Raw genomic sequence first — 13,018 nt, 5'->3', positions numbered from 1 at the left:
TTAAATTAATTAGTTAAAGGGTTAAAGATATAAAAATATTTTTTTAATAAAAATACTTTGCAGAGAGGAAGGGATTCGAACCCTCGATACGCTTTTGGCGTATACACGCTTTCCAGGCGTGCGCCTTCGACCACTCGGCCACCTCTCTATTACGTTATTCTAATTTGGTGCGCTAAATAATAAAAAAAATTGTTTACCATCAAATAAGAAGCGTTAATTTTATAACATTTCCCCGCGAAGAGAAGTCTCAAAGATAGTTTTAAAAACCTTAGGTGATAATTCTTTCCCTAAAAGATACATTAATTTAGCCACAGCTGCTTCTGTAGTAATATCCTTTCCAGAAACCACACCTATTTTCTTTAACTGCGTACTAGTTTCATATTGCCCCATATTCACACTACCAGCGATACATTGGGTAACATTAACGATCATAATTCCTTTAGAAATATACTTCTTAAGCAGTTCTATAAACCAAGAATCTGTTGGGGCATTCCCACTCCCAAAAGTTTCTAAAACTACTCCTTTAAGGCCTTTTTTAGATAAAATATGATCTATAGTACTCTCTGTAATTCCGGGAAACATCTTCAAAATAACTACATCATCGTTAAAATTTGTGTGTAGCTGGGTACGTTTTCTTCTGTTGGTCTTCCAAAGTACATTATGATTAACAGATAAATAAACACCCGACTCTGCCAAAGCAGGATAATTTAAAGAAGAAAAAGCCTGAAAATGCTCTGCATTCATCTTCGTTGTTCTATTTCCTCTATATAATTTATATTCAAAATAAAGACCAACTTCAGATATTACTGGCCTCCCTTGTTTCTGCAAACCGGCTATCTGAATACTGGTAATAAGATTCTCTTTTGCATCTGTTCGTAAATCTCCAATTGGTAATTGAGAGCCGGTAAAAATAATAGGCTTAGTAAGATTCTCGAACATAAAGCTTAATGCAGCCGCTGTGTAGGACATGGTATCACTTCCATGTAACACCACAAAACCATCATATTCTTCATAGCGCTCTTCAATAATTTCTGCGATCTGAATCCAATACGTTGGATTCATATTGGATGAATCTATTGGTTTTTTAAAACTTATTGTATTAATAGTATGCTCTAAAAGTTTTAATTCCGGAATGCTTTGAAGAAGCTCACTAAAGTTGAACGCCTTAAGAGCACCCGTTTCAAAATCTTTAATCATACCAATGGTTCCACCGGTATATATTAATAAAATGTTTGATTTAGACTTCATTAAGGGCTTCATGATTAAGCACCGGGTTGGCATACATTAATAAGTAACTATTTACTTCTAAAGAATTTTTAAAATCTATCCTGCGTGTTAAACGCCTTTCAAATTGCCTCTTTTGCTTAGACGTATATTTATCTTTATGTAATTCGTTATTCTTTAACAGATCGCAAGCTATATAATTAGCTGGCCATAGTTTATAATTCTCGTGAATTCTATTATCTATATATGTAGCCAGACTCTTTAATTGATCATTTATTGAAGACTCTTCCTGTTCCATCTTTTTAAATACATCTGCAGAAATTACATTTCCAGCAGTGATATGTATTCTTCCTTTATTTCCTAAAGCACCTTGCATAATAGAATTAAAATCCTCGTTAGCAGATTTTACGTAAGTTTCTTCATTATGCTTTGCCATGATCTCTGGCATTTTTAAAATATCTGTAGGATCAAATTCGTAAGACATGGAAATTGGAACGATCTTGATCTTGGAAAAATATTCTGACAAACTAAGATCTCCCTTAGCCATAGCCAGCATTTTTAAAACTCCTTGTTGAGTATGATCATTCCCATCTTTTGTTCTACCCTCTCGCTGTGCCATCCATACAGATCTATTCTGTTCTACCAAAAGATCTTTAATATATGCTGAAAGCTCCATGGAACTCTTTAGCATTTCTCTTGGACCCAAGCCTCTTTGCACTAAAAAATTTCTGTTTAGTTTAGACAATAAAAGTAGAAATGGTTTTTGAACCAGATTATCTCCAATTGCTGAAGCCGTCATGATAAGATCTTGCTCGTACAAGGCGCAATTAAGCAAACTGGTATCTAATAAAATATCGCGATGATTAGAGATAAACATATAAGACTCATCCTTACTTAAAGAGTCAAAGCCGCTATAGGTTAATCCTTCAGAGCTTTTCTCTAAGACTTTTCTTATAGAGTGATAAATCACCTTGGTTTGAAAATCTCTAATAGAATGGCAATCCATCACAATCTCCTCAATCTCAGAAAATGATTTTTCAGGAAAAGAGAATTGCAACAAGGCTTTCACCATTGGATGCTTAATATATTGCTGAAGCGCAGGATGCACCTCAGAATCTCGGTAAAATCTTATTTTATCAAAGTCTGTCACGTATATCTTCTTAAGTTCACAAATGAACAAAATTAATAATTAAAAATTAACATTATACCCCAAAGATATCGATTGAATTTTGAGTGGTAACATCTGCTATCGTCTCAATATCTACCTCATAGATATCTGAAAGTTTATCTGCTATCAGCTTTAAATAACTACTTTCATTTCTCTTCCCTCTATAAGGTGCAGGTGCCAAGTAAGGCGAATCTGTTTCTAATACAATATTAGCTAATGGAATTTCAACTAAAAATTTATCGAGACCACCGTTCTTAAAGGTAGCAACCCCTCCAATTCCCAACTTCATATTATAAGAAAGTGCCTTTTGAGCCTGCTCTAAATTTCCGGTAAAACAATGAAATATCCCAAAAAGATCATCATCCTTTTCAGATTCTAATACCTCAAAAACTTCATTAAAGGCATCTCTACAATGAATTACGATTGGTAATTTGTATTTCTTAGCCAATTGGATCTGTCGTTTGAACGCAATTTGCTGTTGCTGCAATAAAGTTTTATCCCAGTATAGATCTATACCAATTTCCCCTACCGCTATAAAATCTCTTTTCTGAAACTCCTCTTCCACATGCCGCAATTCTTCTTCGTAATTTTCTTTTACAGATGTTGGGTGCAGTCCCATCATTAAATGTAAATTATCTGGAAATTGCTCCTTAAGCTCGTACATAGCCTTTGTATGAGTAGAATCTATTGCAGGTATAAAGAATCTTCTAACATTATTCTCAAAAGCTCGCTGTAGAACCTCTGCCCTATCTTCATCAAAATCTTTGCTATATAAGTGTGTATGCGTGTCTGTTAATATCATATTTACAAAATTAATTTATTTTGAAGACCTATCTTTACCAAAACATAAAGAATGTCTACGCTAAGGAAACTATTAGAAGATAAAGGATATTATCGCATCAAAATGAAGTTCACAGCAACCAATCATTTTGAAGTAAAAGCAAAAATAAATAAAATTGAAGGGAATTTTATCTTAGATACCGGTGCATCGAGTACCTGTGTAGGATTTGATGCCGCTACACATTTTAAACTACTAGCAGAAGAAAGCAAGGTAAGAGCCGCCGGGGCGGGAGCAAATAATATGCTTACTAAAATGGCACAGGAGAACATTCTAGAACTTAAAGGCTGGAAGAAGAAAAAAATAGACCTCGTATTATTTGATCTAACACACGTTAATGAAGCTCTGGAAGACCATAAAGCTGAAAAGGTTCATGGAATTATAGGTGCTGATGTTCTAAAGAAAGGGAAAGCCGTCATTGATTATAAAAACAAAGCACTTTATTTGAAATAACAAAAACTGGGGAAAAACCCCCATTATAATGTGCTACAAAAAGAGGTAAGTTTGGTATAAATATATAAGTTATGGAGTCTATTCAAGATAAAAATACGATACCGCCCTTTATAATGGCAGTGCTAGCAGTAATAGTTGCAGCCGTACTTCTTATTAATATCCTGACGTTGATTTCCTTACTTTAATTAGTTGAAACCAATCAAAAAGATAAAAGGCAATAATTCAAGTAGAATTATTGCCTTTTATTTTATTCAAAAATCTAGATTAAAGCTCTAGAGTTCTCTTCACATCATTATCCATTAATAGCTCTTCCGGATTTTCTAAAGCTTCTTTTATTGCAACTAAAAACCCAACAGATTCCTTACCATCAATAATTCTATGATCATAAGAAAGCGCTACATACATAATAGGTCTTATTTCTACGTGGCCATCTATAGCTACAGGACGCTCTACAATATTGTGCATTCCTAGAATAGCACTTTGAGGTGGATTGATAATTGGAGTAGAAAGCATAGAACCAAATACACCACCATTGGTAATTGTAAAGGTACCACCTGTCATTTCATCTACTGTAATATTTCCATCTCTAGCTCTTAAAGCAAGGCGTTTTACATCTTCCTCAACAGCTCTAAAGCCCATATTTTCAACATTTCGCATTACCGGAACCATCAAACCTTTTGGTCCAGACACAGCAATACTTATATCTTTATAATCATATTTTATTTGATAATCTCCATCTATCATAGAGTTTACATCTGGATAAAGTTCTAAAGCTCTAACCACTGCAAGAGTAAAGAATGACATAAATCCTAACCCTACTCCGTGCTTATCTTTAAATTCATCTTTATACTGCTTACGCAAAGAAAAGATCGCAGACATATCTACCTCATTAAAGGTAGTAAGCATAGCTGTTTCATTCTTTGCACTTACCAAACGCTCTGCAACTTTACGTCTTAACATAGACATTTTCTTGCGCTCTTCACCTCTTTTACCAGCTCCAGGAGTCCCCATAGAATGTTTTGCCTGAACAGCATCATCTTTGGTAATTCTACCATCTCTTCCAGTTCCCTTTACAGATTTGCAGTCCATTCCTTTTTCATCCAAAATTTTCTTAGCAGCAGGAGATGGAGTTCCGGTAGCGTACGTTTTATCTTGTTTTTGCGAAGGCGTAGATGGTTTAGAAGGCGTTTGCTTTAAAGCATCTGCTTTATCACTATCTTCTTTAGTAGACGTTTCTTCCTTCTGCTCTTTTAATTCAGATTCTGGAGATTCTTTTTTATCACCACCACCTGGTTTTGGAGCATCTGTATCTATTAAACACACCACAGCACCAACGGCAACAGCATCACCTTCTTCAGCTTTTAAAGTGATAATTCCACTTGCTTCAGCAGGAAGTTCAAGAGTTGCTTTATCGCTATCTACTTCTGCAATAGCCTGATCTTTTTCTACATAATCTCCATCTTCTACCAGCCATTGAGCAATTTCAACTTCTGTGATAGATTCTCCGGGAGAAGGAACTTTCATTTCTAAAGCCATGATCTTATATTTTTATTTTTTGAATCCTTCTGCTTGCGCAATAAGGGTTAAATTTTTAGTTTATTATTCAGCTAATTAATTCATTGTTTTATCAAAAACGCTTTCGATTACTTTCTCATGGCGCTTTTTATATCTTACAGAACTACCTGCTGCAGGAGATCCATAAAATCTTCTACTACATACTCTAAAATTCTTAGCCTCATCAAAATGTAATAACATATGGCTGTAAGCGCCCATATTTCTTGGTTCTTCCTGAGCCCAAACAAGATCATCTGCATTTTTATACTTAGCCATGATCTCTTTCATCTTAGTGGAAGGAAGCGGAAATAATTGCTCTACACGAACTAAAGCTACATCATTTCTTTCATTTTTCTCTCTCTCATCTAAAAGATCATAGTAGAATTTTCCTGTACAGAATACCAAAGTTTTGATATTATCTACATTCGCTTCTGAATCATCAATAACTGTTTGAAAAGATCCATTTGCAAATTCTTCTTTTGTAGAGATCACTTTAGGATGTCTCAACAAACTTTTTGGAGTAAAAATAATTAGAGGTTTTCTATAGTTCACCTTCATTTGCTTACGCAATAGGTGAAACATATTTGCAGGCGTTGTACAATCTGCTACAAACATATTATCTGTTGCGCAAAGTTGAAGAAAACGCTCCATTCTTCCTGAAGAGTGTTCTGCTCCTTGCCCCTCGTATCCGTGAGGCAACAACATTACCAATCCATTTTGCAATTTCCACTTATCTTCTGCTGCAGAAATATATTGATCTATCATGATCTGCGCACCATTTACGAAATCTCCAAATTGAGCTTCCCAAATAGTAAGCGTTTGCGGACTTGCCATTGCGTAACCATAATCGAACCCCACTACCCCATATTCTGATAGTAATGAATTGTAGATATGGAAATCTCCTTTTTTATCTGGTATACTATTATGTAGAATGATCTCTTCTTCACTCTCTTCCACCTTAACTACAGCATGACGATGAGAAAAAGTTCCTCTTTCTACATCTTGCCCACTCATTCTAACGCTATATCCCTCCTGCATTAAAGTTCCATAAGCCAACAATTCTGCCATCGCCCAATCTAACTTATTAGTATCAAAGAACATCGTATGACGTGCTTCTATAAGTTTAGCGATCTTGCGTAGAAATTTCTTATCTTTTGGAAGTTTGGTAATAACTTCTGCAACTTCAGTTAATTTATCTAATGACACAGTAGTATCTACCGCCTCCATCATTACATCTTCCTGAACATTTTCAAAACCTTCCCATTCATCTTGCATGAAAGGAGTGATCTTGGTGGTATCTTCCTTACGAGAATCTTCTAATTCTTCTTCTAATTTTGCCTTATACTCTTCTTCCAGTTTCTTAACGTAACCTTCCTCTATTACACCACTCTTAAGTAACTCTTCAGCATAAATATCTCTAGAGTTCTCATGCTTAGCTATAGCTTTGTATAATTTTGGCTGGGTAAACCTAGGCTCATCACCCTCATTATGCCCGTATTTTCTATATCCTAATAGATCAATAAAAACGTCTCTACCAAAATGCATTCTAAAATCTAAAGCAAATAGTACCGCGTGTACCACTGCTTCTGCATCGTCTGCATTTACATGTAATACAGGAGAAAGTGTAACCTTAGCAACATCGGTACAATAGGTAGAAGATCTACCGTCTAAATAATTAGTAGTGAAACCTATTTGGTTATTAACTACTATATGAATGGTACCTCCGGTCTTGTATCCTTCTAATTGCGCCATCTGCACAATTTCATAAACTAAACCTTGCCCTGCTATTGCTGCATCACCATGTACTATTATTGGAAGTACTTTTGAAATATCGTCTTTATATCTTCGATCTTGTTTAGCTCTAGAAATTCCTTCCACAACAGCTCCTACCGTCTCTAAATGAGAAGGGTTTGGCGCAATGTTTATGTTGATTTCTTTACCGCTGTTGGTCGTTCTGCAAGAGGTCCAGCCCAAATGATATTTTACATCTCCATCAAAAATATCCTGTTCGTAATCTTTCCCATCAAATTCACTAAAGATCTGCTTAGCGCTTTTCCCAAAAATATTGGTAAGCGTATTAAGTCTCCCGCGGTGAGCCATACCCATCACGAAATCTTTAACTCCAAGATCTGCTGCTTTCTCGATAATTGCGTCTAAAGCTGGGATCAAACTTTCGTTGCCCTCTAGAGAGAAACGCTTTTGCCCAACATATTTGGTATGTAAAAAGCTCTCAAAAGATATAGCCTGATTTAATTTAGAGAGAATTTGTTTTTTCTCTTCATTACTAAATTTAGGCTGATTGTCATTTATGTTAAGTTTTTTCTGGATCCACTCTATTTCTTCTGGCTTGCGGATGTACATATACTCAACCCCAATAGAATGACAATAGATGGTTTCTAAATGATCTACGATCTCCCTAAGTGTAGCCGCTCCTATTCCTAATATTTCTCCAGCGCTAAATTTAACATCCAAATCTTGTTCAGAAAGTCCGAAATTCTGTAACTCTAAAGTTGGAGTATATTTTCTTCTATCTCGAACAGGATTTGTTTTAGTAAACAAATGCCCACGAGTTCTATAGCCATCAATTAGCCTTACTACTTCAAACTCTTTAAGAACAGACTGAGGAATTTCCCCATTCTGATTTTCAAGAGGATTGGCTTGAAATTGTACTTCATTGTTATTTGCAGTTACGCCACTTTCTTCCATTCCAAAGTCAAAACCTTGAAAGAAAGCACGCCAACTTGGCTCTATACTATCTGGATTTCGTAAATATTGATCGTAGAGGTCAGCGAAATATGCTGTATTTGCGGCGTTAAGAAATGAAAATCTATCCATAGGTGGAAACTAATGTTTCTTTTGTTATAAAACATCGCAAAAATACAATTTTTAGATTTTATAGCTTATAGAAAACATTATATTTATCTATTATATTATAAGAATTTTAACATGTTTAAGTATCAAATTATGCCTAAAAAAGCTGTATTTCTTATTGCATTAATTATTGTAAGCTGTTTACAAACCATAAAGTCGCAGACTACAGAAAACTCAATATCAGACAACAACAGTCTGTTTTGGAGTCAGGTTAGGTTTGGAGGAAGTTTAGGTTTAAGTGTTGGTAGCGACTATATTTCAGTAGAAATAGCGCCTTCTGCTTTATATGATTTTAACAAAACTTTTTCTGCTGGAGTTGGTATAAATGCTGCCTATGGAAAAGTGGATAATTTTAAAGCTACTAGTGTGGGTGGAAGTTTAATTGGAATTGTAAGACCCATATCTTCCATACAGATTTCTACAGAATTACAAGAATCCTATATCAATAGAAAGATTGAATATATAGACGCTAATGATGTAACTACTAAAGATTGGGTTCCCGCACTATTTTTAGGGCTGGGGTATACTACAGGACCCTTTACAGTAGGATTAAAATATGATGTTTTATATGATGATGACAAAAGCATTAATAATAGTGCCCTGTTACCTTTTGTAAGCATCTACTTTTAAACCTGCCTATCCATTAAAGATTCTCCGAATTTTCTGAGCAATAATTTCTTATCTGCCGGCACCTGAATTTTATCAAGTACATCAAAAGCTTCTTTTGTATATTTTTTGATCTCTTCTCGAGCGAGATTAGAAGCTCCACTTTGCTCAAAAATTCCTTTTACCGCTTCAATTTTACCAGACGCATCCATAGGCGAGATAGAATATAAATGTTCTAGTTGTTTAGCTTCTGCTTCACTTGCTTTTTGAAGTGCCGTTAGATATAAAAAGGTCTTTTTATTTTCAATGATATCTCCACCAAGTTGTTTCCCAAAAGATTCAGGATCTCCAAAGGCATCTAAATAATCATCCTGTAATTGAAAAGCAATTCCTAGCAATCTACCAAATTCATACATTGCGCGTTTACATTCTTCAGGTGCTTCAGCTACAATAGCTCCCATTTGTAACGATGCTCCAACTAAAACCGCAGTTTTAAATTCTATCATTTTAAGATAGTCTGAGATCTTTACATCTTCCCTACTCTCAAAATCTATATCGTACTGCTGCCCTTCACAAACCTCTATGGCCGTTTTTGTAAATAACTGTGCAAGTTCCTTAAAAATAACGCCATCATAATTTTCAAATAATTGGTATGCATTAATAAGCATAGCATCTCCAGAAAGAATTCCCGTATTAAGATCCCATTTTTCATGAACGGTTTCCTTACCTCTTCTTAAAGGTGCAGCATCCATAATATCATCATGAACCAAAGAAAAATTATGAAACACTTCAATAGCCAATGCAGCATCTAGTGCATTTTTGTAAGAAGAATCAAAGATCTCTGCTGTCATCAATACCAATACCGGTCTTAATCGCTTTCCACCCAAATTTAAAATGTAGGTAATTGGCTCGTACAAATTCACGGGTTCTCTTGTAACTACTTTCTCTTCAAGATACTCTACAAAAGCTTCGCGATATTCAGATATTGATAGCATTTTTAATTTTTTGGCTAAAATACCATAAATGATATTATTTCAAATTTCAGTATCGAATTAAATTACAAAATTTTCGGAAACTTTTAAGGTTTTTAAAGTTTCCTGATGTACTTTTGCGCTTCAAATTAAATAAAATTGAAAGATCACATTATTCAAACCGCTGCAGATCTGTTCTTAAACCTTGGCTTTAAGAGCGTTACTATGGATGATATTGCGAATAAACTGGGAATTTCTAAAAAGACCATCTACTCTCATTTCTCTACGAAAACCAAATTAGTAGAAGCAAGCACTTTTTATATTATCTCCACTATTTCTTGTGGTATTGAAAGTATAAACAAACAAAAGATGAATCCTATTGTAGAACTCTTTGAAATCAAAAAGTTCGCAATGAATAATTTAAAGGATGAAAAATCTTCCCCTCAATATCAACTTAAAAAATATTATCCTGAGGTGTTTGCGAGTGTTCAAAAAACCCATTTACAAATAATGGAAGGTTCTGTAACCACAAATCTAGAGCGCGGCATAAAAGACGGGTTGTATAGAGCTAATTTACCTATAGACTTTATTAGTAAGATCTATTTTGTAGGAATGATGGGACTTAAAGATGATTACCATTTTCCGGTAGATAAATATAGCAGCTTTGAGCTTTTAGAAAGTTTTTTAGAATATCATCTGCGCGCTATAGTTACAGACAAAGGCTTAGAAACCCTCAATCAATTTATTAAAACTGAAGTTGTTTAAATATGAAAAATATTAGTTCATTGCTTTTAGCAGTTCTATTTTGCGCCAATCTCTGCGCTCAAGAATCTGACACCTCAAGAGTATATACCTTCTCTTTAGAGGAAGCTATTGCCTTTGGGATAGACAATAATTATGCTGCCAGGATCTCTTCTAAAGATATAGACAAAGCCCTAAAACAAAAATGGGAGATCATTGCACAAGGGCTGCCGCAAATTACAGGGAATTTAGATTACCAAAACTTCTTGAAGCAACCTGTAACATTAATTCCTGCAGAGATAACCGGTGGAGAACCAGGTACGTTTACTCCAGTAAGATTTGGGACTCAGCAAAACCTCAACGGAACAGCTACTTGGAATCAACTTATTTTTGATGGTTCTTATATTGTTGGAGTTCAGTCTGCAAAAACCCTGCTTCAAATTTCTAAGAATGCGAAGACCAAAACAGACCAGCAGGTAAAATCTAGTGTTATTAATGCTTACGGAAATGTTTTACTTGCAGAAGAAAGCGTAAAAATACTTCGATATAATATAGAGACCTTAGAGAAGAACTATTCTGATACTAAAAAGATCTTTGAAAATGGGTTAACCGAAGAAGAAAATGTAGAACAATTAGAGATCACCCTAATCGGGCTTAAGAATAACCTGAACAGGAATAAGCGCAACAGAGATATCTCTTATGAAATGCTTAATCTAACTTTAGGTTTACCCGTGCAAACCCGATTAAAACTTACCGAAGATCTTAACATTTTAGCATTAAGATATTTTGATTTGGAACTTCTTGCCAAAGATATTTCTGTAGAAGAAAACATAGACTATAGAATTGCAGAAAATCAGGCAGAGGCAGCTAGAATTTATGTGAGATTAGAACAATCTAAAGCGTTACCAAGATTATCTGCATTTGTAAATTATGGATTTCAAGGAAACAGCGAAAGTTTTTCATTCTTACAAAACGATCAGAAATATTTTACGCAATCTATTCTTGGCGTTAACCTTAGTATCCCAATATTTAGCAGTGGAATGCGCGGAGCTAGAACTCAGCAAAAGAAGATCGAATATGATCAGGCTCTTATTCAGCTAGATCAAACAAAAAATCAGGTAAGGCTCGAAATAGATTCTGCTAAGAATAACTACGAGTACAGCTTAGAAAATTACAAGACTCAACAGCAAAACTTAAGGCTTGCTGAGAGAATTGAGAATAAGAACCAAATTAAGTTTTCTGAAGGATTGGCTACGAGTTTTGATCTTAGAGATGCTCAAACCCAGTTATTCTCTGCTCAACAAGAGCTTTTACAATCTATGCTTAATGTAATAACCAACAAGGTGGAGTTAGAAAACTTATTAGATACTTCAAGATACACCGCTAAAAATTAAATTTATTTCAATAAATAAGGACATGAAAAAGTTACTATCAATACTTACACTTTCAACGCTTCTCATTTCTTGTGGAGGAGATAACAATAAATCTGTAGAAGAGATTGCAGCATCAAATGATGTTAAAACAATTCAGCAGAAAAGAGATGAATTAACTACCACACAGCAGGAAATACACGATCAGCTAAAAGTTCTGGATGCAAAATTAGATGAGCTTAATCCTGAAAAGAATGTGCCTTTAATTACCGCTATTTTAGCCAAAAAAGAAGTTTTTAATCACTATCTGGAACTTCAGGGTAGTGTAGAAACAAAGCAGAACCTAGTAATTAATGCTGAAATTGGCGGGATCCTTAATAAGGTTTATGTTAAGGAAGGTGATAAAGTTACTAAAGGCCAGCTTTTGGCGAGAATAGATGATGGCGGAATGAGCCAACAATTGGCACAACTACAAACTCAGGCAGATCTTGCTAAGACCACTTTTGAACGTCAGAAAAGATTATGGGACCAAAAGATTGGAAGTGAGATCCAATTTTTACAGGCTAAATCTAATTACGAAGGACAGGTAAGTGCTGTAAACCAAATGAAGAGTCAGGTTGCAAGATCTACGATTATCGCTCCTTTTTCAGGAATTATAGATGATGTTATTACAGAGGCAGGAAGCGTGGTTTCTCCAGGACAAACTCCAATTCTAAGAATTGTGAACTTATCTGATATGTATATCCAAACTGATGTACCCGAAAATTATATTTCTGATGTTACCAAAGGGAAAGAAGTTAAAGTAACATTTCCGGTACTTGGGAAATCTATAGATACTAAGATAAGACAAACAGGAAACTTTATAAATCCAGACAACAGAACTTTCAAGGTAGAAATTGAAGTTCCAAATAAGGAGAAAGAGATAAAACCTAACTTAACTGCAAGGTTAAAAATTAACGATTATACCAGTGAAGAAGCATTATTGATCCCACAAAGTATTATTTCAGAAAATGCAGAAGGAGAACAGTACATCTATATTTTAGAGAATGTTGAAGGTGAAAAAGCCGTTGCAAAACAACAGATCATTAAAACCGGAAAAACTCAAGGAGATGTTATTGAGGTTCTAGAAGGAGTAAAAGATGGAGACCAGATCATTAAAGAAGGTGCTAGAAGTGTTAAAGACGGGCAAACCGTGAAAATTATTACAGATTAAGGTTACATT

General features: G+C 34.9%; 11 protein-coding genes and 1 tRNA gene. 5 read left to right on the top strand and 7 right to left on the bottom strand.

The genetic code is table 11. From position 1 onward, the window contains the following. Nucleotides 1-60: 60 nt before the first annotated feature. The 4 genes from P163_RS16020 to P163_RS16005 all read right to left on the bottom strand — a co-directional run bounded on the left by P163_RS16020 (nucleotide 61) and on the right by P163_RS16005 (nucleotide 3,194). Nucleotides 61-148: transfer RNA gene (locus P163_RS16020), tRNA-Ser, on the bottom strand. A gap of 71 nt (nucleotides 149-219) precedes the next feature. Continuing rightward, nucleotides 220-1,248: an asparaginase gene (locus P163_RS16015; protein ID WP_034893566.1), complete on the bottom strand. Its 1,029-nt coding sequence runs from the start codon at nucleotides 1,246-1,248 to the stop codon at nucleotides 220-222. Then, nucleotides 1,238-2,374, bottom strand: coding sequence for a 1-acyl-sn-glycerol-3-phosphate acyltransferase (locus P163_RS16010; protein ID WP_034893564.1), 1,137 nt, complete (start codon nucleotides 2,372-2,374; stop codon nucleotides 1,238-1,240). Before P163_RS16010 ends, P163_RS16015 begins: the two co-directional genes overlap by 11 nt. A 52-nt stretch (nucleotides 2,375-2,426) precedes the next feature. Then, the gene (locus P163_RS16005) at nucleotides 2,427-3,194 is read right to left on the bottom strand and encodes a TatD family hydrolase (protein WP_034893561.1); all 768 of its coding nucleotides are present in this window, start codon (nucleotides 3,192-3,194) and stop codon (nucleotides 2,427-2,429) included. Between the two features lie 51 nt (nucleotides 3,195-3,245). On the opposite strand from P163_RS16005, the gene P163_RS16000 reads away from it, so the two are divergent. Beyond that, a complete protein-coding gene (locus P163_RS16000; RefSeq protein ID WP_034893559.1) occupies nucleotides 3,246-3,683 on the top strand; it encodes a retropepsin-like aspartic protease in 438 nt (145 codons plus the stop codon). Between the two features lie 264 nt (nucleotides 3,684-3,947). Here the strand turns inward: P163_RS16000 and odhB are convergent, their stop codons facing one another. Next, nucleotides 3,948-5,219, bottom strand: a complete 1,272-nt coding sequence (odhB, locus tag P163_RS15995; RefSeq protein WP_034893556.1) for a 2-oxoglutarate dehydrogenase complex dihydrolipoyllysine-residue succinyltransferase — start codon at nucleotides 5,217-5,219, stop codon at nucleotides 3,948-3,950. Nucleotides 5,220-5,294: 75 nt separating this feature from the next. After that, on the bottom strand, nucleotides 5,295-8,072 hold the full coding sequence (locus P163_RS15990) for a 2-oxoglutarate dehydrogenase E1 component (protein ID WP_034893551.1): 2,778 nt from the start codon (nucleotides 8,070-8,072) through the stop codon (nucleotides 5,295-5,297). Nucleotides 8,073-8,201: 129 nt separating this feature from the next. On the opposite strand from P163_RS15990, the gene P163_RS15985 reads away from it, so the two are divergent. Then, nucleotides 8,202-8,738: a hypothetical protein gene (locus P163_RS15985; protein ID WP_034893549.1), complete on the top strand. Its 537-nt coding sequence runs from the start codon at nucleotides 8,202-8,204 to the stop codon at nucleotides 8,736-8,738. Here P163_RS15985 and P163_RS15980 read toward each other — a convergent pair. Further along, complete coding sequence (locus P163_RS15980; protein WP_034893546.1) at nucleotides 8,735-9,709, bottom strand: polyprenyl synthetase family protein; 975 nt, start codon at nucleotides 9,707-9,709, stop codon at nucleotides 8,735-8,737. The two genes, P163_RS15985 and P163_RS15980, sit on opposite strands and share 4 nt — an antisense overlap. A 135-nt stretch (nucleotides 9,710-9,844) precedes the next feature. Between P163_RS15980 and P163_RS15975 the strand changes: the two genes are divergently transcribed. From P163_RS15975 to P163_RS15965, 3 genes are read left to right on the top strand one after another with little or no spacing between them, the layout of a single operon-like run. Continuing rightward, nucleotides 9,845-10,450 (top strand): TetR/AcrR family transcriptional regulator, encoded by a 606-nt coding sequence (locus P163_RS15975; protein WP_034893544.1) that lies wholly within the window; start codon nucleotides 9,845-9,847, stop codon nucleotides 10,448-10,450. Between the two features lie 2 nt (nucleotides 10,451-10,452). Then, the gene (locus P163_RS15970; RefSeq protein ID WP_034893542.1) at nucleotides 10,453-11,820 is read left to right on the top strand and encodes a TolC family protein; all 1,368 of its coding nucleotides are present in this window, start codon (nucleotides 10,453-10,455) and stop codon (nucleotides 11,818-11,820) included. A 22-nt stretch (nucleotides 11,821-11,842) separates the two neighbouring features. Next, nucleotides 11,843-13,009, top strand: a complete 1,167-nt coding sequence (locus P163_RS15965; protein ID WP_034893538.1) for an efflux RND transporter periplasmic adaptor subunit — start codon at nucleotides 11,843-11,845, stop codon at nucleotides 13,007-13,009. The last annotated feature ends 9 nt before the right edge of the window (nucleotides 13,010-13,018 follow it).

The organism is Gillisia sp. Hel_I_29 (assembly GCF_000744275.1).
Taxonomy (GTDB): domain Bacteria; phylum Bacteroidota; class Bacteroidia; order Flavobacteriales; family Flavobacteriaceae; genus Gillisia.
The sequence above is the reverse complement of the archived record's forward strand: the minus strand, read 5'-3'. Positions and strand labels throughout refer to the sequence as shown.